The 23,457-nt window shown below is 64.6% G+C and carries 20 protein-coding genes and 1 pseudogene; 11 read left to right on the forward strand and 10 right to left on the reverse strand.

Features of this window, described 5'->3' with window-relative positions:
* Together CJ028_RS04105 and CJ028_RS04110 are read left to right on the forward strand one after the other, a co-directional pair.
* On the forward strand, positions 1-1,365 hold the full coding sequence (locus tag CJ028_RS04105; protein WP_105033999.1) for an APC family permease: 1,365 nt from the start codon (positions 1-3) through the stop codon (positions 1,363-1,365).
* Between the two features lie 25 nt (positions 1,366-1,390).
* Positions 1,391-2,233: a carbon-nitrogen hydrolase family protein gene (locus CJ028_RS04110; RefSeq protein ID WP_240607078.1), complete on the forward strand. Its 843-nt coding sequence runs from the start codon at positions 1,391-1,393 to the stop codon at positions 2,231-2,233.
* A gap of 67 nt (positions 2,234-2,300) precedes the next feature.
* Here the strand turns inward: CJ028_RS04110 and ku are convergent, their stop codons facing one another.
* Positions 2,301-3,134 (reverse strand): non-homologous end joining protein Ku, encoded by an 834-nt coding sequence (gene ku, locus CJ028_RS04115; protein WP_105034000.1) that lies wholly within the window; start codon positions 3,132-3,134, stop codon positions 2,301-2,303.
* A 71-nt stretch (positions 3,135-3,205) separates the two neighbouring features.
* Here ku and CJ028_RS04120 point away from each other — a divergent pair, with 71 nt between their 5' ends.
* Both CJ028_RS04120 and CJ028_RS21695 read left to right on the forward strand, forming a co-directional pair.
* Positions 3,206-5,692, forward strand: a complete 2,487-nt coding sequence (locus CJ028_RS04120; protein ID WP_105034001.1) for an ATP-dependent DNA ligase — start codon at positions 3,206-3,208, stop codon at positions 5,690-5,692.
* A 584-nt stretch (positions 5,693-6,276) separates the two neighbouring features.
* A pseudogene (locus CJ028_RS21695) lies at positions 6,277-6,717 on the forward strand (phosphatase PAP2 family protein); the annotation flags it as partial.
* 33 nt (positions 6,718-6,750) lie between these two features.
* Here the strand turns inward: CJ028_RS21695 and CJ028_RS04135 are convergent.
* On the reverse strand, positions 6,751-7,554 hold the full coding sequence (locus CJ028_RS04135; RefSeq protein ID WP_105034002.1) for a DUF1206 domain-containing protein: 804 nt from the start codon (positions 7,552-7,554) through the stop codon (positions 6,751-6,753).
* A gap of 48 nt (positions 7,555-7,602) precedes the next feature.
* A complete protein-coding gene (locus CJ028_RS04140) occupies positions 7,603-8,019 on the reverse strand; it encodes a VOC family protein (RefSeq protein WP_105034003.1) in 417 nt (138 codons plus the stop codon).
* Positions 8,020-8,142: 123 nt separating this feature from the next.
* Between CJ028_RS04140 and CJ028_RS04145 the strand changes: the two genes are divergently transcribed.
* Both CJ028_RS04145 and CJ028_RS04150 read left to right on the forward strand, forming a co-directional pair.
* Positions 8,143-8,457, forward strand: a complete 315-nt coding sequence (locus tag CJ028_RS04145) for a hypothetical protein (RefSeq protein ID WP_105034004.1) — start codon at positions 8,143-8,145, stop codon at positions 8,455-8,457.
* A 24-nt stretch (positions 8,458-8,481) separates the two neighbouring features.
* Positions 8,482-9,483: a glutathione S-transferase family protein gene (locus CJ028_RS04150; protein ID WP_105034005.1), complete on the forward strand. Its 1,002-nt coding sequence runs from the start codon at positions 8,482-8,484 to the stop codon at positions 9,481-9,483.
* A 26-nt stretch (positions 9,484-9,509) separates the two neighbouring features.
* On the opposite strand, the gene ligD is transcribed toward CJ028_RS04150, so the two are convergent.
* Both ligD and CJ028_RS04160 read right to left on the reverse strand, forming a co-directional pair.
* Positions 9,510-10,532: a non-homologous end-joining DNA ligase gene (gene ligD, locus CJ028_RS04155; protein WP_105034224.1), complete on the reverse strand. Its 1,023-nt coding sequence runs from the start codon at positions 10,530-10,532 to the stop codon at positions 9,510-9,512.
* 59 nt (positions 10,533-10,591) lie between these two features.
* Positions 10,592-11,425 (reverse strand): aldo/keto reductase, encoded by an 834-nt coding sequence (locus tag CJ028_RS04160; protein WP_105034006.1) that lies wholly within the window; start codon positions 11,423-11,425, stop codon positions 10,592-10,594.
* A 368-nt stretch (positions 11,426-11,793) separates the two neighbouring features.
* Here CJ028_RS04160 and CJ028_RS04165 point away from each other — a divergent pair, with 368 nt between their 5' ends.
* The 3 genes from CJ028_RS04165 (at position 11,794) to CJ028_RS04175 (ending at position 13,991) form a co-directional block, all read left to right on the forward strand.
* Positions 11,794-13,098 carry an MFS transporter gene (locus CJ028_RS04165; protein ID WP_105034007.1) on the forward strand — a complete coding sequence of 435 codons (1,305 nt, stop codon included), beginning with the start codon at positions 11,794-11,796 and terminating at the stop codon, positions 13,096-13,098.
* Entirely contained in the window at positions 13,091-13,579 is a 489-nt protein-coding gene (locus tag CJ028_RS04170; RefSeq protein ID WP_105034008.1) for a DUF427 domain-containing protein, read from the forward strand. The genes CJ028_RS04165 and CJ028_RS04170 overlap by 8 nt, the downstream gene beginning before the upstream one ends.
* A gap of 94 nt (positions 13,580-13,673) precedes the next feature.
* Positions 13,674-13,991, forward strand: a complete 318-nt coding sequence (locus CJ028_RS04175) for a DUF6457 domain-containing protein (protein ID WP_105034009.1) — start codon at positions 13,674-13,676, stop codon at positions 13,989-13,991.
* Between the two features lie 83 nt (positions 13,992-14,074).
* On the opposite strand, the gene CJ028_RS04180 is transcribed toward CJ028_RS04175, so the two are convergent.
* Entirely contained in the window at positions 14,075-16,369 is a 2,295-nt protein-coding gene (locus CJ028_RS04180) for an FdhF/YdeP family oxidoreductase (protein WP_105034010.1), read from the reverse strand.
* A gap of 159 nt (positions 16,370-16,528) precedes the next feature.
* On the opposite strand from CJ028_RS04180, the gene CJ028_RS22130 reads away from it, so the two are divergent.
* Complete coding sequence (locus CJ028_RS22130; protein ID WP_500681172.1) at positions 16,529-16,699, forward strand: DUF8730 family Cys-rich protein; 171 nt, start codon at positions 16,529-16,531, stop codon at positions 16,697-16,699.
* Between the two features lie 162 nt (positions 16,700-16,861).
* On the forward strand, positions 16,862-17,053 hold the full coding sequence (locus CJ028_RS21135) for a hypothetical protein (protein WP_205683929.1): 192 nt from the start codon (positions 16,862-16,864) through the stop codon (positions 17,051-17,053).
* Positions 17,054-17,102: 49 nt separating this feature from the next.
* Here CJ028_RS21135 and CJ028_RS04190 read toward each other — a convergent pair whose 3' ends face one another.
* The 4 genes from CJ028_RS04190 to CJ028_RS04205 form a co-directional block, all read right to left on the reverse strand.
* Positions 17,103-17,720 carry a hypothetical protein gene (locus CJ028_RS04190; protein WP_105034011.1) on the reverse strand — a complete coding sequence of 206 codons (618 nt, stop codon included), beginning with the start codon at positions 17,718-17,720 and terminating at the stop codon, positions 17,103-17,105.
* Positions 17,721-17,884: 164 nt separating this feature from the next.
* Positions 17,885-21,247 carry an ATP-binding protein gene (locus CJ028_RS04195; RefSeq protein WP_105034012.1) on the reverse strand — a complete coding sequence of 1,121 codons (3,363 nt, stop codon included), beginning with the start codon at positions 21,245-21,247 and terminating at the stop codon, positions 17,885-17,887.
* Positions 21,244-21,924, reverse strand: coding sequence for a DUF4194 domain-containing protein (locus tag CJ028_RS04200; protein WP_105034013.1), 681 nt, complete (start codon positions 21,922-21,924; stop codon positions 21,244-21,246). Before CJ028_RS04200 ends, CJ028_RS04195 begins: the two co-directional genes overlap by 4 nt.
* On the reverse strand, positions 21,917-23,437 hold the full coding sequence (locus CJ028_RS04205) for a DUF3375 family protein (protein ID WP_161498885.1): 1,521 nt from the start codon (positions 23,435-23,437) through the stop codon (positions 21,917-21,919). The genes CJ028_RS04200 and CJ028_RS04205 overlap by 8 nt, the downstream gene beginning before the upstream one ends.
* Between the last annotated feature and the right edge of the window lie 20 nt (positions 23,438-23,457).

Consider the following 23,457-nt stretch of genomic DNA (forward strand, 5'->3'; position numbering starts at 1 on the left):
ATGACCGGAACGCCCACCCTCGCGCGCACCCTCGGCCTGCGCTCCCTCGTACTGTTCGGGCTGGCCTACATGACGCCGCTGATCGTGCTCGGCATCTTCGGCGTCGTCGCCGAGACGACCGGCGGCGCGAGCGGCTCCGCCTACCTCGTCGCTCTCGTGGCGATGCTGTTCACCGCGTCGAGCTACGGCCGCATGGCCGCCGCCTTCCCGGTGGCTGGCTCCGCGTACACGTACGTGCGCCGCACGGTCGACCCGCGCGTCGGCTTTCTGGTGGGTTGGGCGGTGCTGCTCGACTACCTCTTTCTGCCCATGGTGATCTGGCTCATCGGCGCCGCCTACCTGGAAGCTCAGTTTCCCGGGGTTCCGGCCTGGGTCTGGATCATCGGATTCGTCGTGATCACGACCCTGCTGAATATTCTCGGCATCAAGGTCGCCGACAAGGCGAATTTTCTGCTCATGGCCTTTCAGGTGCTCGTGATCGGAGCCTTCGTGGCGCTGTCGATCGCCTCGATCGTGGCCAGCCAGGGCGCTGGCGGCCTCGTCGATGCCTCGCCGTTCGCCAACCCCACGTCCACCTTTGCGGGCATCACGGCCGGGGCGGCCATCGCCGCATATTCTTTCCTCGGCTTTGACGCCGTCACCACCTTCACCGAGGAGACCATCAACCCGCGCAAAACCGTGCCACGGGCCATCCTGCTGGTCGCCCTCATCGGCGGTGCCATCTTCATCCTCGTCTCGTACACCACCCAACTCGTGCGCCCCGGCGGAGTCTTCACTGACTCGTCCTCGGCCGCGTTCGACATTGCCATGCACATCGGTGGCAACGTGTTCGGCGCCATCTTTTTGGCCGGGCTCGTGATGGCCCAATTTGCCTCCGGCCTGGCAGCGCAGGCTGCCGCCTCCCGGCTCCTGTTCGCCATGGGCCGCGACGGAGTGCTCCCGCGCCGCATCTTCGGCGAGGTCAGCAAACGCTTTCGCTCGCCGGTGTTCAACCTCGTCATCATCGGTGTGGTCGGTTTCATCGCCATCTTTCTCGACGTGGCCACGTCGACCTCGTTCATTAACTTCGGTGCGTTCGTCGCCTTCACCATGGTTAATGTCGCCGTCGTCTTCTATTTCGTGCGCCAGCGCCGTGAGGGCAACCACCTCAATCCCCTGTTCTACTTCGTTATTCCGCTGATCGGCGGTCTCATCACGCTCTACCTGCTCACCCGGCTCGACTCGAACGCCATCGTGCTCGGCCTGACCTGGCTGGCAGTCGGGGTGGTAGTGCTCGGCATGCTGACCCGCGGATTCCGCCGCCAGCCTCCCGAAATCGACTACGACGAAGCGGATGACGCTGCTCTCGTCAGCGAGACCCGCTGACGGCGTTTAGGCTGACCAGACAGGCATGACCGAACGCGAGAAGGCGAGGCTTGACGTGAGAGTGTGCCTCGCCCAGATTGCCTCCGGCACTGATATAGACCACAACCTGGAGCTGATTCAGCGGGCGGCGCAGCACGCATCCGCTGAGGGCGCAGACCTGGTCGTGTTTCCCGAGTACGCCATGTACGAGAAGAAGATGGTCGACGCAAGTTTCGCGGCCGTGGCGCAACCGGTGACGGGGCCGTTCGTGGCCGCCCTCGCGGCGACGGCGGCTGCGCTTTGCATCACCGTCGTTGCGGGAATCGTCGAGACCAACGAGGATGATCCCCGGCCGTACAACACCATCGTGGTGCTCACGCCAGACGGCGTACTGCAAGCCCGGTACCGCAAGATGCACCTGTTCGATTCCTACGGCTTTCGAGAGTCCGAGTGGATCGCCCCGGCGACCGACCTCTCGCCCGTGGTCTGTGACGTTGCCGGGCGGTCGGGCCAGCTGCTGCGCATCGGCCTGATGACCTGCTACGACCTGCGTTTTCCCGAGCTCGGCCGCGAGCTGGCCGATGCCGGCGCCGACCTGGTGCTGGTCTGCTCCTCCTGGGTTCCTGGCGCCGATAAGGCCGAACAGTGGCGCATTCTGGCCCAGGCGCGGGCCATCGAGAACTCATATTTCGTCGGCGCGGTCTCGCAGTGCCCGCCGATCTCGATCGGGCGCAGCCTGTTGGCCGATCCGGCCGGCCGAGTGCTCGCCGAGCTGGGCCTCTCGCCCGATCTCGTCACCGTCGACCTGAGCGCCGACCAGGTTCGGCAGGCCCGCCGGCGCAATCCCGCCCTCGAGCACCGTCGCCACACGGTCCAACGCCGCCCGTAGGCCTCCCGCGCGCGGCAACGGGGCGACGCTGCGGCCGACTGTGTTCGCGAATCGTGAAGCCACCCGATCAGGAGGCGGAACGGGCCCGCTTCGACTTCGCAGTGGGCTTGGCCCGGTCACGGCTGGCCTCGACGCTGCGGCGCAGGGCCTCCATCAGGTCGAGCACTTCGCCACCCTCGCCCTCCTCCGGCGTCTCACCAAACGTCACCTCGGTCGACACGGCATCGCCACTCTTCAGCTTGGCCTCAATGAGCGCTCGCAACTCGTCCTGGTAATCGTCGGTGAAGGCATCCGGTGCGAAATCGGCTGCGAACGACTCGACCAGCGCCGCCGACATGTCGAGCTCCTTGGCACTGATGTTCACCCGCTCGTCAAGGGAGGCGAATTTGGCCTCGCGCACCTCGTCGTCCCAGAGCAGGGATTGCAGCATGAGCACGTCGCCGTGCACGCGCAGCGCCCCGAGCCGGGTCTTCTGCCGCAGCGCGAAGTGCACAATCGCCGTGCGATCAGTGGCCTCGAGGGTGCGCCGAAGCAGTACGTAGGCCTTCGATGATTTGCCGTCGGGTTCGAGAAAGTAGCTCTTGTCGAGCATAATCGGGTCGATCTGATCGCTCGGCACGAATTCGACCACGTCGATTTCCTTGCTGTGCTCGGAAGGCAGCGACGCGAAGTCGTCCGCGGTGAGCACCACCGTCTGGTCGCCGTCGTCGAAAGCCTTGTCGATGTGGTCGTATGGGATGACCTTGGCGCAGATCTCGCAGCGACGTTGATAGCGGATGCGTCCCCCGTCGGCATCGTGCACCTGGTGCAGCGACACGTCGTGGTCTTCGGTGGCGCTGTACACCTTGACGGGAACATTGACGAGCCCGAAGGTGATCGCACCGGTCCAGATGCTTCTCATGCGACCAGTACACACCCGAATGAGACATTCGTCGCCTAGTAGACCCGAGGTTTCCGCGGCACAGTTGACCCATGAACGCCAGCAGCCAGGTGGTCTCCGTTGAGGGGCACCGCATTTCACTCACCCACCTCGATAAGGTGCTGTACCCGGAGACCGGCACCACCAAAGCTGACGTGCTGGCCTACTACGCGGCGATCGCCGACGTGCTCATTGGCCACGCGGCAAACCGCCCGGCCACCCGCAAACGCTGGGTGCACGGCGTCGGCACGAGTGAGACCCCCGGCCCGATGTTCTTCCAGAAGAATCTGGAACCGTCGACGCCAAGCTGGGTGAAACGGCGCGAGATTCAACACAAAGACCACGTGAACACCTACCCGCTGGTGAACGACCTGGCCACCCTCACCTGGCTCGGACAGATGAGCGCTCTCGAAATTCACGTGCCGCAGTGGCAGTTCGGTCGAACCGGCACCCAGCGCAATCCCGATCGGCTCGTGCTCGACCTCGATCCCGGCGAGGGCGTCGGCCTCGCCGAATGCGCCGAGGTGGCGCGGCTCGCCCGGGCGATTCTGCAGGACATAGGGCTTGAGCCGATGCCGGTGACCAGCGGGAGCAAGGGCATCCACTTGTATGCGGCCCTCAATCTGTCGTACACCTCCGACCAGGTGTCGGCGGTGGCGCACGAACTGGCGCGAGCCCTCGAAGCCGACCACCGAGACCTCGTCGTGAGCGATATGAAGAAGACCCTGCGACCCGGCAAGGTGCTGGTGGACTGGAGCCAGAACAACGCAGCGAAGACCACCATCACGCCGTATTCGCTGCGGGGGCGGAGCCACCCGATGGTCGCGACCCCGCGTACCTGGAAGGAGCTGGCCTCGTCCGACCTCGAGCAGCTCGATTACAAGCAGGTGCTCGCCCGCCTGAAACGCCGCGAGGATCCGCTCGCACTCCTGACGGCAGGGTCGTTCGAGCACTCCCCGAACGAGGTCGATTCGGCCCCCGCCCTGGTCGCACCGGACCGGCTCACGGTGTATCGCGAGAAACGGGATGCGTCGAAGACCCCCGAACCGGTTCCGGCTGCTCCCGCCGGGGCATCCGCTGTCGTAACGGCCGGGCAGAGTTTCGTGATTCAGGAACACCATGCGCGCAGCCTGCACTGGGATTTTCGGCTCGAACACGACGGCGTACTCGTCTCTTGGGCGCTGCCCCGCGGAGTGCCGGATTCGACCGCCCACAACCGGCTCGCCGTGGCCGTGGAGGACCATCCGCTCGAATACGGCAGTTTCGAGGGAAATATTCCGATTGGAGAATATGGTGCCGGCGACGTATCCATCTGGGATCACGGCCACTACGAACTCGAAAAATGGCGCGACGATGAGGTGATCGTGACCCTGCACGGTGAACCCGACGCCGGTCTCGGCGGCTCGGCCCGGTTTGCCCTGATTCGCACGAGCGACGGCCACGGCAGCAAACCGGTGAACAACTGGCTGATCCACCGCATGAAGCCGCTCACCGGCGCCGCCGGCTCCCGCACGAACGCTCGCCCACACACCCGACCGGCGGCGAGCATTGCCCCGGCACCGCCGAAGCACGCCTACTCCCCCATGCTCGCCGCCGCCGGCTCCGAGGCCGACCTCGGCGACGACGGCTGGGCCTTCGAAATGAAGTGGGACGGCATGCGCGCGCTCGTCTACGTGTCGCTCGCTGAGCAAAGCGTTCGCCTGGTCACCCGCAACGGGCACGACGTAACCGCGTCCTATCCCGATCTCGTGGCCGACCTGCTCGCCGCTCTGGCGGCGAATGTAGAAACGGATGCTGCGGTGCTCGACGGCGAGATCGTGGCAGTCGACAAGCGCGGGCGACCCGATTTTGGCCTCCTGCAGACGCGGATGAAACTTACCGACGAACGGGAGGTGGCCGCCGCCTCGAAACGGGCCCCGGTGCAGTTCATGCTCTTCGACCTGCTCGAATTAAACGGTCGCTCCCTCACCGGGCTCACCTACAGCGCACGCCGGGGCCGGCTGGAGGCTGCGGTCACCGCGACCGGCTCCACCCAGGTACCGCCACGGTTCGACGGCGACTTCTCGGAAGCCTTCCAGACCAGCCGTCAGCTCGGACTCGAAGGGGTCATGGCCAAGCGGTTTGACGGTCGTTACACGGTCGGGCGCCGCTCCCGCGACTGGGTTAAAATCAAGCACTTTCGTACCCAGGAAGTCGTCGTCGGCGGGTGGCGACCCGGCCGCGGCAACCGCGGCGGCGCGATCGGATCGCTACTACTCGGGGTGCCGACCGACGGCGGCTTGCGCTACGTCGGCCGTGTCGGCACGGGGTTTGGGGAACGCGACCTGACCGACATCCGCTCAAGACTGACCAATTTGGTGCGCAAGACCACACCGTTCAGCGATATTCCCCCAACGGATGCCCAGACCGCCGTCTGGGTGCGCCCCACCCTCGTCGCCGAGGTGGAGTTCGTCGAGTGGACCGCCACCGGTCGGCTGCGCCAGCCGTCCTGGCGGGGGTGGCGCCCCGACAAAATACCGAGCGATATCGCGATCGAATAGTGCGGGCACGATCTAGCATTACCCCATGGTCAGTGATCGACATCCCGAAGACGCTGCGGCACCACGTGCCGCGCGCGTCACGCGCTGGTGGCCCCCGATCAGCGGTCTTGGTGCGCTCGGGGCCACCAACACGTTGGCCAGGAGCTCAGCCGAACCTATCTGGGAGCGCATTGGTTGACTGACCCGATAGGCGCCCGGCTGCTCGGCGCAGGAATTGCCGTTGTAGTCTGGGCGCCACTGGCCGCAAAACTCGACGGCGAACATCGGCTGCGGCGCGGCCAGCGGTAGCCGCGAACCATCGTTTCTCCGGCACCTCACCACTATCGACAGGACGCGACATGAGCGATACCCGGCCCACAACGGTGTGGCGCACCCGCTATAAGAAATTCGTCGCCGACGCCCGGCCACTCTCCGGCGCAGACCGTCGGCGATTGCGCCTGATCGCGATCGCACTCGTGAGCGTCGGTCTCGTGCTTTTTATCTGCCTGCTCATCGACGTGCTGCAACCCGACCGGTCGTCGTTCTATGATTCTCCGGTGCGCCTGTGGCTGCTTGAGGGCCGGTCGCCGACCCTGACGACGGTCATGATCGCGCTGGCCATCATCTTCGGTCCGGTGGCACTGCCGATCATCGTGCTGGTGTTGACCGTGGTCTGGGGTGTCGCGGGCAAACACGCCTGGCGACCGCTCCTGCTCGCCATAGCCATGCTCACCGGGGTCATTCTGTCTCAGATCATGCTTCCGCTCATCGCGCGCAGCCGGCCACCGGTTGAACTCATGTTGTTCGGCGCGGACCACTCCTTCTCGTTTCCGTCGGGGCACGTTCTCGGCGCGGCCGATTTTGTTCTGGTGCTGACCTACCTGATCGTGTCCCGGCGGTACAGCCGACGGGCGGCCATCGTCGGATTCAGCATCGCCCTGGTCTGTATTGCGCTCGCTGCGGTCAGCCGCCTCTACCTCGGCTACCACTGGGCGACGGACGCCCTCGCCTCACTATCGATCTCGCTGGTGGTTCTCGGCGGTGTGATCGCTTGGGATACCCGTCATGCGGCGCGCGGACTACAACCGCGCGCGCCGGGCCCGAACGAAACAGTAGACGCCGTACGCGATCAGGCCGATGGCGATCAGCATCAGCGCGATCGTTCCGTACGGCAGGGCCGCGAGCGCCTTGAGGGCCCCATCGAGCCCAGTGGACTTACTGGCATCACGGGTGAGCGCCGCGACGCCGACGAGAATCGCCACCACCCCGAGAGCGACGCCCTTGGAGATGTAACCAACGACACCGAGCACGACGACCGCGCGCCCGGCCGTTCCGCCGGGCACGGCGAGGTCTGAGCGAAACTTCTGCGCAACACCCTTATAGATGAAGTAGCCCGCGACGCCGAGCACGGCCACTCCCGCAAGAAACAGCAATATCGCGCCTCCGGGTGATGAAAGAAGCGACGAGCTTGCGCTCTGGGTACTTCCCGCCGAACTGGACGAGCCGCCCTGGGCGAACGTCAGCGCGGTAGCGCCGAGAGCAAAGTAAACGATGGCTTTGGCAACATTGGCCAGACGACGCGCCCACTTGCGTTTGGGATCGCCCTGCATTACAAACGCCGAAACGACCAGCCACAGCCCCAGGGCGAACATGCCGACGACGACGGTCCACAGCAGAAACACGCCACCGGGGTTTGAGGCCAGCTGGGCGAGAGCCCCGCTCTGATCGGCAGAGCCACTGCCGGCTCCCACCGCCACTGTAATCGCGAGGGACCCGATGAGGATGTGCAGCAGCCCGTTGACGGCGAAACCCAGCCGTGCCAGCAGTTGCAGTGCCGAACTGTTGCTCGCGTTGCGAGCGATGTGTGTTGCCGATGCATTCATCACGGCCTCAGCATAGGCGCACACACACCGTCGCACGCAGAAACTTTTTTAGGCGGCCGTTCCCGCGATATTGACCATCCAGGAAGTACCGAATTTGTCGGTCAGCATACCGAAGCTGTCGCCCCAGGGTGCCTTGCTCAGCGGCATGACTGCTGTGCCGCCGTCGAGCAGTTTCTCCCAGTAGCCCGTCAATTCAGCTTCGTCATCGCCGCTGATAGAGACGGTGACGCTGCTGCTCGTTGGAAGCTCCATACCGTTGGGGGTGTCCGACGCCATCAGCGAGAATCCGTTCGTGGTCGTAAGCTCCGAGTGCATGATTTTGTCCTGCTCGGCCGGATCCTCGCTGGCGTTGAACTCCCCATATGTGGTTCGCGTGACCTCGCCCCCGAAAACGCCCTGGTAGAAGTCCATTGCTTCGCGGGCGTTGTCGCGAAAGCCGAGATACGGGTTGAGACGACTGCTCATGGTTGATTCTCCTTAGTGTTTGTCGGGGTGCTCCTGTGATTATTGCCCGGATCAGTCGTTCGCACGAGTCACTGGCCTTGTAGGCAGCGGGCGGGTCAGGGGACTGCGGGTACAGTGACGGGCATGAAGCTGATCGCCATCAATCCGCCCACCCGCAGCTTTTCACGCTGGCTGACCGACGAAGAGATCGGTCGGGTGCTCGCCCACAAACGGGGTTGGCGCCAGGCGCCAGACGGAAGCGTGCTGGCCGGCAAGATTCGAAAGAACCGCGTCGCGGCCTCGCTCGAGCAGCTCGGTGCCGCCGCCGTCGCCCGCGGCTGGGCCAGCCGGCCGCGGGTAGAGCCGAGCGACAGCAGCGGCCCGACCCACATGATGTGGGGCATCATCGACGCGCGCACCGACGCCGAAATCGCCGAAGAGCTCGGCGGACATTTGTAGGGTCAAGTCGCGTAGCGTGGTCCCATGAGCCTCGACCCCAGTTATATCAAGCCCGGCCAAGATTTCAACCGCGACACCAATTACATCGAGGACCGCATCACGCAAGATGCCCGAGACGGCTGGCCGGTCGAGCCCGGCCGTTACCGGCTGGTCGCCGCCCGCGCCTGCCCGTGGGCGAACCGCACCACGATCGTGCGCCGATTGCTCGGCCTGGAGGGCGTCATCTCGCTCGGCCTACCGGGCCCCACCCACGACAAGAACAGCTGGACCTTCGACCTCGACCCGAATGGAGTCGACCCGGTGCTCGGCATCGAACGCCTGCAGCAGGCGTTCTTCGCCCGCTTTCCCGACTACCCACGCGGCATCACCGTACCGGCGATCGTCGATGTGCAAAGCGGCAAGGTCGTCACCAACAACTACCCGCAGATCACCCTCGATTTTGAGACCGAGTGGACGGCGTACCACCGGGCCGGCGCACCGGATCTCTACCCTGAAGCGCTGCGGGCCGAGATCGACGAGGTCGCCAACCTGATCTTTCACGACGTGAACAACGGCGTCTACAAGTGCGGTTTCGCCGGGAGCCAGAAATCCTACGAGCGAGCCTACGACGCCCTGTTCGCCCGGTTGGACTGGCTCGAGGAGCGTCTCGCCGGGCAGCGGTATCTCGTGGGTGACACGATTACCGAGGCCGACATCCGCTTGTTCACCACGCTCGCCCGTTTCGACGCGGTCTATCACGGACATTTCAAGTGCAATCGCAACAAGCTCAGCGAGATGCCGGTGCTCTGGGCCTACGCCCGCGACCTATTCCAGACGCCCGGCTTCGGCGACACGATCGACTTCGAGCAGATCAAGAAGCACTACTACGTGACGCACGTGGACATCAACCCGAGCGGCATCGTGCCCAAGGGACCGGATGCGGCCGCCTGGCTCGCCCCGCACACTCGCGCCGACCTCGGCGGCCGCCCATTCGGCGCCGGTACCCCGCCCGAGCCGCCCGTACCCGGCGAGCGCATTCTGAACTGAATGGTCGTCTGACCGAAGCGCCCTGACTACTCCGGGCGGCGGGCGCGGCTCGGCTGCACCCGGGGCGGCTCCCCCGGCATCTTGGGAAAGTCCGGCGGAAACGGAAGCTCGCCGAACCCGGATTCGAGATCGCGTTCCCACCACGAATGCAGGGTGTCGAGCGAGCCGGGCTTCTCGTGCATCGCCGCCCACGGGTCTCCCTGATCGCGCAGGCGGTCCGGAACGGTGAGAATCGTGAACGCACGCGGGTCGGCGGCGGCCAGTTCGCTCCATTCCAGCGGACAGGATACCGGTGCGTGCGGCAGCGGCCGGGGGCTGTACGCACCGGCCATGGTTCGGTCCCGGTTGGCCTGGTTGTAGTCGATGAAGATGCGCTCACCGCGCTCTTCCTTCCACCAGTTCGTGGTGACCTTCGTGGGCATCCGTCGTTCCAGCTCGCGCGCCGCCGCGATGACCGCCTGCCGTACGTCGAGAAATTCCCGGGTTGGCTCGATCGGCGCGAACACGTGCAGCCCACGATTTCCCGAGGTCTTCACGAATGCGGTGAGACCAGCCTCCGCCAGCAAATTCTTCAACTCAATGGCGACGGGCACGGTGTCGGCAAAGTCTGTTCCCGGCTGCGGATCCAGGTCGATGCGCAGTTCGTCGGGATTGTCCGAGAGTTCGGCCCTGGACGGCCACGGGTGGAACACGATCGTATTCATCTGCACTGCCCACACTGCAGCGGCCGGTTCATCGATCACGAGCTGCGGATGCGTGCGCCCGCTCGGGTAGACCACAGGAACGGACCGCACATAGTCGGGCGCGCCCTTCGGCGGGTTCTTGGAGAAGAACTGCTCACCGTCGATGCCCCCGCTGAAGCGTTGCAGCGACACCGGACGGTCGCCGTTGACTCGCACGAACGCCTCGCCCACCTCCATGAGGTAGTGGGCGAGGTCGAGTTTAGTGATTCCCGGTTCGGGCCAGAGCACCCGGCTCGGGCTGGACAGGCGCACATCGCGCGGGCCATTCGGGCCAGCAACCGTCAGAACCACCGCATCAGAGCTCATGCGCACACTGTAGCCAAATTAGTTGTCAGCGCCAGCCTTCAGCCGACGCTCACCACAAACTACGGGATGGAGTTGAACTCGTCGGGGTTCGGACCGGTGCGCTCGTCGCGGTTCAGGGCGGTGATCGCGGCGATATCCGCTTCAGTGAGGACGAAGTCGAACAGGGCGAAGTTTTCGTCGACTCGGCTGCGGGTAACGGACTTCGGGAAGACGATATCGCCCCGCTGCAGGTGCCAGCGCAGGGTGACCTGAGCGGCGGACTTACCGAGGCGGTCGGCGATCCCGGTAATCACCGGGTCGGAGAGAACTGCGCCCTGCGCGAGCGGCGACCAAGCCTCGGTCGCAATGCCGTGCTCGGTGTTGAATGCCCGCAGCGCATCCTGCGTGAGGTACGGGTGCACCTCGATCTGGTTGACAGCCGGTACGGTGTCGGTCTCGTCGAACAGACGCTGCAGGTGCTCGCGCTGGAAGTTGCTCACGCCAATGGTGCGCACGCGGCCGGAGCGGTGCATTTCCTCCATTGCCTTCCAGGTCTCGACGAAGTCTCCGACAGCTGGAAGCGGCCAGTGGATGAGGAACAGGTCGAGGTAATCGAAGCCGAGGGCATCCAGAGTGCGATCGAAAGCGGCCAAAGCGTCGGCACGGTCATGATACCCGTTGTTGAGCTTGCTCGTGACGTAGATCTCGGACCGGTTCAGCGCAGACTCTGCGATAGCCTCGCCGACCTCTTTCTCATTGCCGTACATCTCGGCCGTGTCGATGTGTCGGTAGCCGGCTTCAAGAGCGGCAAGGGTTGCCGCCTTGGTCGTCTCCGGGGTGATCTGAAAGGTGCCGAATCCGAGCTGGGGAATCGTGGTGCCGTCATTGAGGGTGATGTTGGGAACTGCAGTCATGGGTCTATCTCCTCGTTCGAAATTTAAGTGCTCCGGTATCTGTCTCGCCGGTGACTTTATCGCTGATGTCACCCACCGACGGTGAGGCCGCTCGGTCGATGTAGGAACGTCAATCTGTCACGGTGAACGTACCTAACAGCGTGCACCCTGGCCAAAACCACCCTACCGAAGGAGATATTCCGTGCGCATAATGGCCGGGGCACACTCGCAGCCCGCACACAGTGTTGGCGCAATGTTTCAAGGTGCCGCTGTGGGGTGCGCGGGACCCCTCGTACGTCCGCTCTGCAGCCCGATTCCCCGTGCACCTGCTGATGACGCTCCCGGCACGCGTACGCTGAACGTGTGCCCCCAGTTCTGACCACCCGCTGATGACGCCCGCGCACCCAGCCCGGGCGGCGGCATCCGCTGGCTGGAACGGGCACTCACACGGCAGCTCCGACTATCGCAAGCTGCTGGCTGGCCTGTTCTTCGCCGGTATCGCCACCTTCGCCCAGTTGTACTCGCCGCAGGCTGTGCTCGCTCAAATCGCCGACGATGTCGGCGTGAGCGCAGCGGATGCCGCCCTCGTCATCTCCGCATCCACGCTCGGCCTGGCCGTCGGCGTGATTCCCTGGTCGCTGGTGGCCGACCGGCTCGGTCGGGTGCGGGCCATGTCGATCGCCGTGATCGCTGCGACGGTGTTCGGACTGCTGGTGCCGTTCGCGCCCACGTTCTCGCTGTTGCTCACCGGCCGTTTCATCGAAGGATTGATGCTCGGCGGGGTGCCGGCGATCGCGATCGCCTACCTGAGCGAGGAGATCGAGCCGCGGCACGCCGCCCGCGCGGCCGGCACCTACGTGGCCGGCACGTCGATCGGTGGGTTGATCGGGCGTCTCGTGGCCGGGCCGGTCACCGAGCTCATCAACTGGCGCGTAGCAGTCTTCTCCGTCGGCGTACTGTGCGCCGTGTCGGCCGTACTGTTCATCACCCTTATTCCGGTACCCCGCGGCTTTGTGCCCCGCAGCTTCGTCCCTCGCCGTGTGCGCGAGCGCGGCACCGATCTGAGCCTGGTCGTGCTGCTGCGCACCAACCTCAGGTCTACGCGCCTACTCGCGCTCTATGCCCAGGGGTTTCTGCTGATGGGCGGGTTCGTCGCCCTCTACAATTACCTCGGTTTTCGACTCGCCAACGACCCGTTCAACCTGCCGCAAGCACTGATCAGTCTCGTTTTCGTGGCCTACTTGGCCGGAACGTGGTCGTCGGCCCAGGCCGGCATCCTTGCCGCCCGCTTCGGCCGTTGGTCGGTTCTGCTCAGTGCGCTTGTCTGCATGACCGCGGGAGTGCTGCTGACCCTGTCGCCCCTGCTCGTGATCGTTCTATTGGGCGTGCTATTGGCTACGGCCGGGTTCTTTGCCGCCCATGCCGTTGCCTCAGGCTGGACCGGTGCCGAGGCCACGGTCGGTCGAGCCCAGGCCTCGTCGTTATACAACCTCTCGTACTATGCAGGGTCGAGCCTGTTCGGCTGGCTGGGAGGCTTGTTCTTCGTGCGATGGGGCTGGGGCGGAACCGTCGGTATGGTGGCCGGGCTCATGGCGGTGGCCGCCGCTCTCACCGTGGCCCTGTTACGACCGGCGAATCGGTGCACCGGCGACAGTTCTTCGCAGGTTACCTGCCTAGCATCGGATCATGATTGAGCCAGTGAAACGCGACCCCATCCACCCCGGCCAGGAATCCGTCTGGGACTACCCACGCCCACCCCGCGTCGAACACACCGACGAACACATCACCATCGAACTCGACGGCGTGACCGTCGCCGACACGCGGGATGTCGTGCGGGTGCTCGAGACCAGCCATCCACCCGTGTATTACCTGCCGCGGAGCGCCTTCACGCCCGGCGTGCTTCACCCGACCCCTGGCCACAGCTACTGCGAGTACAAGGGCGCTGCCGATTACCTCTCGGTTGGTTCCCGGCCTCGCGCCGCTTGGTGTTATCCCACACCGAGTACGGGTTACGAATCGTTGGTCGACCGGGTCGCCATCTATCCGGGGGCGATGGACCGGTGCACGGTCGACGGTGAAACGGTGCGCGCACAGGACGGGGACTTTTACGGCGGCTGGATCACCGATAAAATCGTGGGCCCGTTTAAGGGTGCTGCAGGCACCACGGGCTGGTAGCGCCTTCACATTATTTCGTAGCACGAAATATCTTTGCGGGGGTACGCTCAGACCAGTCATGCGTCAAACGCACCCGACAACTGAAGGAGCTCCTATGACCCACAATGCCGTGGACGAAGAAATTCTCCAGCAGTGGACCCGCCGCCTCAGCCAGGCACTCCAGATTTTGGACCTCGAGGTGGACAACCACGTCATACTCAATGTCGCCGATGAAGCCGCCCACGCGGTCAGTCCCATGGCCGCCCCAATAACGACGTTCGTCGTCGGTTATGCAGCCGGGTTGGCGGCAGCCCACTCGGCGACGGCGTCGCGCGCGGCCACCGCGCGGGCAGCGGAGATCGTGATAACTGTCTGCCAGCAGCCCGAGGACGAAAGCCCTGACCAAACCGGCTGGGTGAATACGGCGCAGTAACGTCACTGCGCAGTAACGACACTGCGCCGTAACGACACTGCGCCGTCGCACCACTTCGACCGTGCACCACGCCCGGTGCAGAATCAGGTCGCTGCACGCTCCAATCGAATGATGACAGCCTTCGACACCGGTGTGTTACTGCCGTCGGCGACGCTATCGAGCGGCACGAGCACATTCGCTTCCGGATAGTACGCGGCGGCGCAGCCGCGTGGCGTCGGATATGCCACCAGCCGATAGCCGCGCAACACCCGGTCGACGTTGTCACTGAACTCGCTGTGCACGTCCACCAGATCACCGTCGGCGAAACCGAGGTTGATCAGGTCTTTCTTATTGATGAAGACCACGTGCCGACCCTTCTTGATGCCGCGATAGCGGTCGTCGAGGCCGTAGATGGTGGTGTTGAACTGGTCGTGACTGCGCAGGGTCTGCAGCACCAAACGACCGGCCGGCACTTCGAGGTACTCGAGCGTGTTCGTGGTCAGCATGGCCTTGCCGATTGGCGTGTTAAAGGTGCGCGAGTCCCGCGGGCCGTTCGGCAATATGAACCCGCCCTCCTGGCGGATGCGTTCGTTGTAGTTTTCACACCCAGCGACCACGTGGGCGATGTGGTCACGGATGCGGTCGTAGTCGGCCTCGAATCCGGCCCAGTCGACGGCGACCGAGTCGGCGAGCACTGCGCTGGCCAGACGCGAAATAATCGCAACCTCCGACAGCAGGTTTGGCGCGACCGGTGTGAGCTTGCCCCACGACGGGTGCACCGCAGAAACCGTATCCTCCACGGAAACAAACTGCACCCCACTGGCCTGCTCATCAATTTCGGTGCGCCCCAGGGTCGGTAGAATCAGCGCTTCCTCGCCGGTGACGGCGTGCGAGCGGTTCAATTTCGTGGAAATTTGTACGCTCATTTCGGTGCGTTGCATGGCGGCTTCGGCAATGCCGGTGTCGGACATGGCTGCGACGAAGTTGCCGCCGAGCGCGATCCACACCTTCATCTTTCCGTCGCGCATCGCACGCACTCCGTCGACGGAATCAACGCCGTGCTTGCGGGGCGGGTCAAAACCGAATTCGGCTTGCAGTGCGTCGAGGAAAGCCGGCGGCATCTGCTCCCAGATACCCATGGTGCGGTCACCCTGTACGTTGCTGTGGCCGCGAATCGGTGAGGCACCGGCGCCGGGTTTGCCGATGTTGCCGCGCAGCAGCAGCAGGTTGATGACTTCTTTGATGGTCTCGACGCCTTTTTTCTGTTGCGTCAGCCCCATCGCCCAGGTAATGATCACCCGATCAGCGCCCAGGTAGCGTTGCGCCAATTCATCGATTTGTGCCGCGCGCAGGCCGGTTGCAGCCAGCACCATCCCCTCGTCGAGTTGGGCGAGATGCTGTCGCAGCTCGGTCAGCCCGTCGCAGTGTTCGTCAAGAAAAGCTTGATCAAGGACAGTCCCTGGGGCCGCGTCCTCGGCGTCGAGCACCCGCTTCGAGACGGCCTGAAGCAGCGCCATGTCGCCTCCGAGACGAATTTGCAGGAACTGGTCTGCGATGTCCGTGCCATGGCCAATCACTCCGCGCACCCGCTGCGGGTTCTTGTAGCGGCGCAGGCCGGCCTCGGGCAGCGGGTTGATGGCGACGATCTGGGCGCCAGCATCTTTGGCTTCTTCGAGCGCGGTCAGCATGCGCGGATGGTTGGTCCCGGGGTTTTGCCCCATGATGATAATCAGGTCGGATTTCGCAAAGTCATCGTAGCTAACCGTGCTCTTGCCAACGCCGACAGTCTGGCCCATGGCCCAGCCGGTGGATTCGTGGCACATATTGGAGCAGTCCGGCAGGTTGTTGGTGCCGTACGCTCGCGCGAACAGCTGGTAGGCGAATGCGGCCTCGTTGGAAGCGCGGCCACTGGTGTAGAAGGCCGCTTGGTCGGGCGAGTCAAGGCCTTTGAGTTTGGCGGCGATCACCCGAAAGGCCTCGGGCCAACTGATCGGGCGGTAGTGGTCGCTGCCGGCGGGCTTGTAGACGGGTTCGACCAGCCGACCCTGCATGCCAAGCCAGTATTCACTCTTTTCTCGTAGGTCGTCGAGGGAATGCTCGGCCCAGAAGCTTGTCGTAATGGTGATCGGGGTGGCCTCCCAGGTGACAGCTTTGGCGCCGTTCTCGCAGAACTCAAAGGCCTTGCGGTGCCCGGGGTCGGGCCAGGCGCAGCTCATACAGTCGAATCCGTCTTTTTGGTTCATCGAAAGCAGAGCGCGCATTCCCCGCACAGCGCCCATCTGCGTGATCGCTGGCTGCATGGAGTGCAGCACGCCCGGTACGCCGGCGGCCCAGGCTTTGGAGTGGGTGACCTCGATGTCGTCGTCTGTGACGTCATTGATCGGGGGTTCACTGCTCATGCTGCACCGCTCTCGTCGCATTATCACTTCGCCGCCCGTACGGTCGACGCTGGCACGATACACCTTCGGTAACGAGCGTATCCGCTTAGGTCTTGATTAATCTTATTCATACCCCCATGGGTATAAGGTGAAATCGAATCCGAACGAAAGGCACCAACCATGTGCAGAGCCGTCAAATGCAAGACCTGTCAGAAGACCACCTGGGCCGGCTGCGGCCAGCACGTCGACCAGGTCATGAAGGGTGTGCCAGGCAACCAGCGCTGCGAGGGGCATGTGACGGAGAAGTCCACCGGCGGCTTCTTCGCGCGCCTTGGCCTACGTCACCGATAGCGAAAGTAGACCTGAGCTTCGAAAAAACTGAATGCTGCGTCGGTCGACACTCCCACCGCTCACCGGCAGTCTCGCTGCGTACCTGACGGTCGCATCGAGCTCGAGTTCGCGATTGAGATCGGGGCGGGCCATGAGCATTCATGCGCCCGATATTGTGATCAAATGGACACGCTAACCTTTCGTCGCGTAACGACCGATGATGTTCCGGCCTTACTGGTCTTGGTGACAAACGCCTACCGCGGCTACCAGCGAACGGGTGTGCAGAAGCCCTTTCACTCCGACACGCGTTTCGGCGTGCCCAGGCGCGACGACCTGCAACTTGAGGTGCTCGAAAAAGTTCTGCAGCACGGCTGAACGCCCCCACTGCGGGCTCCAGCTAACGCATGGCAGGCCGCTTGGCACCTTACTGCGCGGGAGTGATGGGGTGTGAGCGCAACCACACGCCCGACGGGGGATGAAACGGCAGCAGAAAATGTAGGAGGAGTCCGGACAATGCCGTGACGGTTATCGCTCCGATGGCGCCGAAATTCGTGAACTGCGCCTCGACGTTGACGCCGACCAGCGTCGTCACGGTCCAGCCGAGCGCCCACAGCGCGGCGACGCCGAGGGCCCACAGCCAGCGTCGTCGCGCGCGTGGCGGCAGGGCGATGGCCTGAGCAATGCCGAGCACGAGCCCGGTGATCGCTCCCATGAGCGCGAGTTCGGCCAGGGTCGTTCGATAGTTGACAACGGTCGAGCCGAACAGTAGCCCCACACCCATGCCGATCGCCGTCAGGGGAATCCAGCTCAGCGGGTTGAGGCGTTTTCGGCTAACCAGCACCTGGCCGAGGCCGATGACTACGCCACAGACCGCTCCGCCGATGAGGGCTGAAACCGGGTTACTGAGCCGGCCACCCACCGCGATACCGGCCAGACCGGCAACCGGAAATGCCAGAGCGCCGACCAGCCAGAGCAGCCAGGTTGAGAGGAAGGTAGGATTTCGAAAGCTCGGATTGCGGTGAAGTCCGCGCACGCTGGTCACGATTCTGCTCCAATCCCAAGCATCGGTCGGTGCGTTTAGTCCGGTCAGCCAGAAGAACCTACGACCGACGCGCAGTCATGTTACGCCCACGCCGGTGCGCCAACGGGTGGTGCACCGGCGTTACAGCACGCTGCGCTGAAGCAGGCGCGGCATCCGTTCGTCAGCTAAGCCGCGGCTTGCGGCGACGTCAACGGTGTGATGTAGGAGTAACCGGTGGTCGTGTTCTTAGTGATCGACAGCACGAGCTGCATGGATGGTTCAAGCGCGGTGACCTTGTCGAGCGGAGCCCCAACGATGAGTTGAAAGCCGAGGCCCTTCCACGCGGCGACGGCTCGGCCGGCGAACTCAGCGTCGGATTTGACGAAACCCTCGTCGAGAAAGACCGGCGCGAAGCGCGGCCGGGTGCGGCTTTCATCGCCGAGCTGAAAGCGCAGGGCTGCGCCGACCACGAAAGCCACGAGCTCCTGCGACTCGCCACCGCTTTTTCCGCCGAGGGACGAGTAGGTGCTGACGCGGGTGCCGTCCTGCGTCACGCGAACGGCCGTGATCTCGACGTGCTGGCGCACATCGAGCAGCACATCGCGCTGGGAGGTGGTGGTGCCGTCAGAGCGCCGAATCACAGCCATGAACTGCTGCAGCCGGGTGAAGCGGTCCTCCGTTTGATCGTCGGTGAATTCTTCCGTCGCGCCGGAGGAGAGCGCCTTGAGCTCCTTACGGAACGCGGTCGCGTCGTCGCGGTGCAGTCGCCGCAGCGAAATCTGCAGGCGGTCGCGGTTTGCGCCGAACGGCAGGGTCGCGAGGATCTCATTGATTGGCCGTAACCGGTCTTCGATCTCTTCGATGGCCGTGTTGAACGCGCCGGTGAGCGGCACGAGGTCCTGCCCGCTCCACGAAGAGAGACGGCGTTTCCATTCCTGGCGACGTTCGGAGAGGCCGAGGGTGCGGATGGCATCGAGAATATCGGTGTAGCTCGTGACCGATTCGAGTGCGACACCGATATTCGGGTCGGGCCAGCGGGCCTGGTAGGCCTGGAAGATGCCGATCATGGTGGCTCGGTCGCGCGCGGCACTGTCGCGATCCTGCGCCGACTGATTGATCAGCCGTTCGCGCAGTCGTTTCAGACCGCCGGGAAAAGCGGCAAGGTCGTTCTGATCGGTGACCAGCGCGAACTGCTCGCCGAGGTGTGCGGCGTGCTCCTCCGAGAGCGTGAGCGCGTCATCGATCTGCTCGAGTCTGTCGTTCACCGTGTCCTGCGCGTCGACGATGCTGCCCTGCTCCTCACCCAGCACCGCACCGACCCCGTCGGTGGTGTGCTTCAGTTTCTGGGCAGCGTCGAGTTCGTCGGCGAGGCGACTCTCCTCGTCGCTCAGGGCGCGCAGAATATCGCTGCCGGAGCGCATCCGCTCGTATTCGGACTTCTTGTCGGCAATGCGCCGAGCGGTCGCAGCGACGTCAATCGCCGACCAGTCGGTGTCGAGAATGTGCTGGTGAGCGGTCTGGAGGCCCCGCAGCTCACCCAGTTGCGCTGTCACAGCGGATGCCCGCCCCGCGTGAGCGTCGGCTGCCAGTCCCTGCGCCGCCAGCTCCACCGCAATCTCGTCGAGCCGAGCTCGGCTGGAGAACCCGATGATCGACTTCTGGCCGGTGTTCGCGCCATGGGCTCCGCGGGAACCGTTGCGGGTCTGCCCGCTCGCGGTCACCCGTGCACCCCCACCACCCAGCTCGGACGGACTGGCCACGCAGAGCGCGTCGAGGTTCGACGATCGAAGGCGCGCCTGCACCCAGCTGCTGAACGGGGAATCCTTCACGTCGAGCTTGCCCGACACATACCGGGCGTCGCCGGCGACCGCCTCGTGCGGCTTCTGCGCTACACCCTCGAAGTGGATGCGCAGCGGCAGCTGCAACGGGTCGATCGCCGCGCTCAGGTGGGCGAGCCGCCTCTCGTCGACGAGCAGCACACGCACAACCGAAGACAGGGTCACCTCGGCGGCCTGCCGCCACGCTTCTTCACCGGCGGCGAGGTCGATGAGTTCGGCCACGAACGGCAACTCTTCGGCCCCGATACCGGCAGCCTCGGCGATGAGCAGCCTGGCCTGGTGCAGGGCCTGCGGCACGAGGCTTTCGCGCCCGGTCAGAAACGCACGCTCCTGCTTGAGGGAGCGGATGCCCTCCTCCACCGGGTACGCCTCGCGCTGCAGTGCCAAGCGAGTCGCCTCCAGGGCGGTCTCAGCGGCGCCGAACCCGGCGGCAAACCGGGAAGCGCTCTGCTGGGCGGCCGCGAAGCCGGCGGCGGAATCGATCGGGGCGGTGAGGGTTCGCACCCGATCGTCGAAACCGGTACGTTCACGAACCACGTCGTCGTGCTGATCGCCCAGGTGCACGAGTTCGGTCTGCAGGCGTTCGAGCACGTCGCCGCCGTTGTCGCGCTGCTGTTGTTGCAGCTCGGAGACGCGGGTCTTGAGCGCGGTCTCCGCGTCGCGGGCCGTTACCCGGGCGGCCTGGTTGTCACGGCGCGCGGTCCGGTTGGTGTCGGCGGCGGTCTCGAGCAGTGTCTGCTCGGTGAGCAGCTGCCAGAGCACGAACGGGGTGTCCCCTGCCCGGTGTACCCCGAAGGTGTCGACCAGTTCGGCTTTGGCGGTGGCCGTTTCGTAGGCCTGGTACAGGTCGGGCAGGCGTTCGAGCACCTGGGCCTTCTGCGCCTCGGTGACCATGGCGCCATAAGACCGTTCGAGGTCTTCGAAGTGGTCGACGGCTTTGTCGGCGGCGGCGAAGGTCGCCGGCTCTTCGAGCACCATCGACTTGTAGAGTCCGTCGACCGTTTTCACCTGCTGACCAGCCTGGATGCGAGCGAGCAGTCGCAGGGCTTTGCCGCCCTCGCCGTTGGCGCCAATGCCGAGCCGGGTGTACAGGGTTTGGGCGAACGCCGCGTAGGTGTCGAACACGTCGAGGCCCTCGAAGCGGGCCTTGAGGGCGCGCTTGTCGAACCGGTTCTCGGCGCACGAGGCGAGGTCGCGTAGGTCAAGGTATCCGTCGGTCGTAGCCATTTTCATGGCGACGTCGGCGAATTTATGGGCGCCACGCGGTACGAAGTAGGCCCGCAGCACGGTGAACCGGCGTTTGTTGTCGTCGATGAAGGTCAGGGCGATGGCGCCCCAGGTAGCCTCGTGCGCGCCGCGCAGCACCTGGTCGGTCAGCTCACCGGTTGCCGCTTCCCGGTTGGCGTCGGTCTTGCCACGCAGGTAGGTCATCAGGTTGCGCTGGTCGTGGCTACGGGCACGACCGGAACCGGCATCGTTCGAGGCACCGTTGAACGGGGTGTCCGAGGGCATCATCAGCGCAAGGTAGGCGTCGAGCAAGCTGCTCTTGCCGGTGCCTGACGCACCGGAGACGAGCGTCGACGAAGCACTGAAGTCGATCGCGTGGTGGCCGTGAAATCCGCCCCAGTTAACCAATTGCATGGATTCAGCCCGCCACTGCGTAGTGCCCTCTGTGGCGCCGTCGATGTAGAACAGCGGGGAATCGTTCATACGAGGGGCTCCAGGGTTTCGATGGTCTGCAGCGGTCCGGAATTTTCTTCGCGCAGCCAGTCGAGCAGTTCGCCGAGGCGTTCAACCGACAGGAGCACCTCGATCACCGCCGAAACGCGAAAACGATCGGGGTCACTGGTCTTCAGCAGCACCCGCGCCTTGGCGAGGCTGTCGACCGCGGCCGATGCCTTGCGGGCGTCGCCGGAGAGGTCGGTGGCGTAGTCCGGGCGAAAGTGCGCGACGTTCTCGACCAGGTTGTCCCGGTCGACGAGCACGATCTCCTGGCCATTGGCCAGTTCGCTGCGAAACCGCTGGCGCAGCAGCACGAGCAGAATGGTCTCTTCACGGGTGTAGGCGACGTCGTGCAGCAGTGTGGGAAACCGCTCGCCGCCCTCGGCGACCGCCTGCCGTTTGAACGCGACCTCGTAGTGCAAGTCAACCTGCAGGTCGAGAAAGACGTCATTGAGGCGCGACTTGAGCAGGCTCTGTGAGGTGAGCAGCGTCTGCCATTCGGCCGGCTGCAGGGCCGCCGAGATATAGCGGTGCTTCAGCAGCAGCACCAGGGTGCGCCGCTGCTCCACGCTGAGTCCGCCCTCATCGCCCTCGAACAGCGACAGGCTCCGCGGATCGCTGTCGATCCCGGTGTCGGCCACGTCGTCCATCACGTCGTCATTCATGCTGGTATCCCAAATTCTGGGCGGCAAGGACCGCCGTGTCGTCGTCGGTCAGAATGCGGCGCGGCACGTCGAAGAGCCGCACCGAGCCATCCGGTCGCACCGTTTCGAAGCTTTCCAGGCCGACCGAATCGGTCTGGCTCAGCTGGGCGGCCAGCTGCAGCAGACCGAGAATCTCTACCGGCCGACGCAGACTCGCATCGAACCCGTTGAACAGGCCACCAACGGATGCCGCCTCCCCCGCGCCGGAACCCGCTGCGAACGCCGCGACGAGGGCGTCGCGCAGTTCTTGAAGCAGCGGCCCGCCCTGCTGTCGCAGGTCGCCCAGGCTCGGCGCAGCCGGTGCAGCCGAGGACACGTCGATCAGCGCGGGCGGGGCCCGATGAGCGACGGGGTCGTAGAACCGCTCCCGCAGATGTTCGACGTCCAGGGTGCCGGGCATGAGCTCGGTGGTGACAGTGGAACGGGGCCCGGCGGTCTGCATCCAGGTCGCGAGTTCGCGGTTGATATCCCGCAGCACTCGTTCCAGCTCGCGGTCTTTCACCACGTCGTGGTTGACGATGTGCTCGCGCAGGGTCGTCGTGAGCCCTTTGCGCTGGGTGAGAACGTCATCGATGCCCTTGCGCAGCAGTGTCACGGTGCTCATGAAGCTGCGACGTTCGTTCAGGCTTAGTTCGAGAGCGAAGGGATGCAGCAGGATCGTCTCCAGATCTGCCTTGAGCCCCTGCATGAGAGTGTCGTTGCGCAGCAGGGTGAACGCGCCCTCGAAGGCGCGACCCTCAGCGGTCGAGGACATGAGGGCATCCGTTTTGGCCAGGTAGTCGTCGAGAACCTCGCTGATCGGGCGTTCCTCGCCGCGAAAGTCGCTGACGATCTGCCGGTGCATGGCAGCGACCGACTCCTCGACCCGTTTGAAATCGCTCGGCAGCTGCTGAATGAGGTCGATGAGGTTGGCGTAGCCTTCGTGCATTTGCTCGTTCGACGCGGCTTCGATAGCGCCGCCGTCGGCGAGGCGATCGCGCTCGCTGGTCAGTTCGTCGATCTGCTGGTCGAGGCGGCGAACCCGCTCCTCGCGGTCGGGGTTTGCCTCTGTGGCTCGGTGGCGCACGGTGTCGACGATCGTCGAGAGCCTGGATTCGCTGATCAGCGCCCGATCGCTGGCGAGACCGTCCACGAGCAGCAGGGCTTCGAGCGCGTGGCTGGTGAGTGAGTAGTACTCCTCACTCCCCTCGCCGGCGTCGCGGATCTCCCGGTACAGCCATAGGTCGTTCATCCACTGCACGCAGAGGGCCCGGCCGGTCTTTTCGGGGGCGTCGACGCCGGTGCTGCGGAGGTCGGCGAGGTAGGCATCCACTTGGGTGTGCAGCAGCTCGCACGCTACGCTGCGGCGGTCCCGGCTGAACGAGGTTTTGAACACGGCGAGCACGAACGGGGCCCATTTGCGGTCGAGCAGGCGCAGGGTGGGTTTGTCGAAGGCAACGCGCACCCGCGCCAATTCGCTCGCAATATCACTCAATAGCTGGTTCCTCTCCAGCT

It is taken from the genome of Cryobacterium aureum (assembly GCF_002954245.1).
GTDB classification, from domain to species: domain Bacteria; phylum Actinomycetota; class Actinomycetes; order Actinomycetales; family Microbacteriaceae; genus Cryobacterium; species Cryobacterium aureum.

Coding starts and splice junctions, on each gene's coding strand:
- ligD (WP_105034224.1), bottom strand. CDS start 10,532: ATGAGCTCTGATGCGGTGGTTCTGACGGTTGCTGGCCCGAATGGCCCG.
- CJ028_RS04160 (WP_105034006.1), bottom strand. CDS start 11,425: ATGACTGCAGTTCCCAACATCACCCTCAATGACGGCACCACGATTCCC.
- CJ028_RS04195 (WP_105034012.1), bottom strand. CDS start 21,247: ATGAACGATTCCCCGCTGTTCTACATCGACGGCGCCACAGAGGGCACT.
- CJ028_RS04140 (WP_105034003.1), bottom strand. CDS start 8,019: ATGAGCAGTCGTCTCAACCCGTATCTCGGCTTTCGCGACAACGCCCGC.
- CJ028_RS04150 (WP_105034005.1), top strand. CDS start 8,482: ATGAGCCTCGACCCCAGTTATATCAAGCCCGGCCAAGATTTCAACCGC.
- CJ028_RS04170 (WP_105034008.1), top strand. CDS start 13,091: ATGATTGAGCCAGTGAAACGCGACCCCATCCACCCCGGCCAGGAATCC.
- CJ028_RS04145 (WP_105034004.1), top strand. CDS start 8,143: ATGAAGCTGATCGCCATCAATCCGCCCACCCGCAGCTTTTCACGCTGG.
- CJ028_RS04165 (WP_105034007.1), top strand. CDS start 11,794: ATGACGCCCGCGCACCCAGCCCGGGCGGCGGCATCCGCTGGCTGGAAC.
- CJ028_RS04105 (WP_105033999.1), top strand. CDS start 1: ATGACCGGAACGCCCACCCTCGCGCGCACCCTCGGCCTGCGCTCCCTC.
- CJ028_RS04175 (WP_105034009.1), top strand. CDS start 13,674: ATGACCCACAATGCCGTGGACGAAGAAATTCTCCAGCAGTGGACCCGC.
- ku (WP_105034000.1), bottom strand. CDS start 3,134: ATGAGAAGCATCTGGACCGGTGCGATCACCTTCGGGCTCGTCAATGTT.
- CJ028_RS04110 (WP_240607078.1), top strand. CDS start 1,391: ATGACCGAACGCGAGAAGGCGAGGCTTGACGTGAGAGTGTGCCTCGCC.
- CJ028_RS04135 (WP_105034002.1), bottom strand. CDS start 7,554: ATGAATGCATCGGCAACACACATCGCTCGCAACGCGAGCAACAGTTCG.
- CJ028_RS04200 (WP_105034013.1), bottom strand. CDS start 21,924: ATGAATGACGACGTGATGGACGACGTGGCCGACACCGGGATCGACAGC.
- CJ028_RS04120 (WP_105034001.1), top strand. CDS start 3,206: ATGAACGCCAGCAGCCAGGTGGTCTCCGTTGAGGGGCACCGCATTTCA.
- CJ028_RS04180 (WP_105034010.1), bottom strand. CDS start 16,369: ATGAGCAGTGAACCCCCGATCAATGACGTCACAGACGACGACATCGAG.
- CJ028_RS21135 (WP_205683929.1), top strand. CDS start 16,862: ATGGACACGCTAACCTTTCGTCGCGTAACGACCGATGATGTTCCGGCC.
- CJ028_RS22130 (WP_500681172.1), top strand. CDS start 16,529: ATGTGCAGAGCCGTCAAATGCAAGACCTGTCAGAAGACCACCTGGGCC.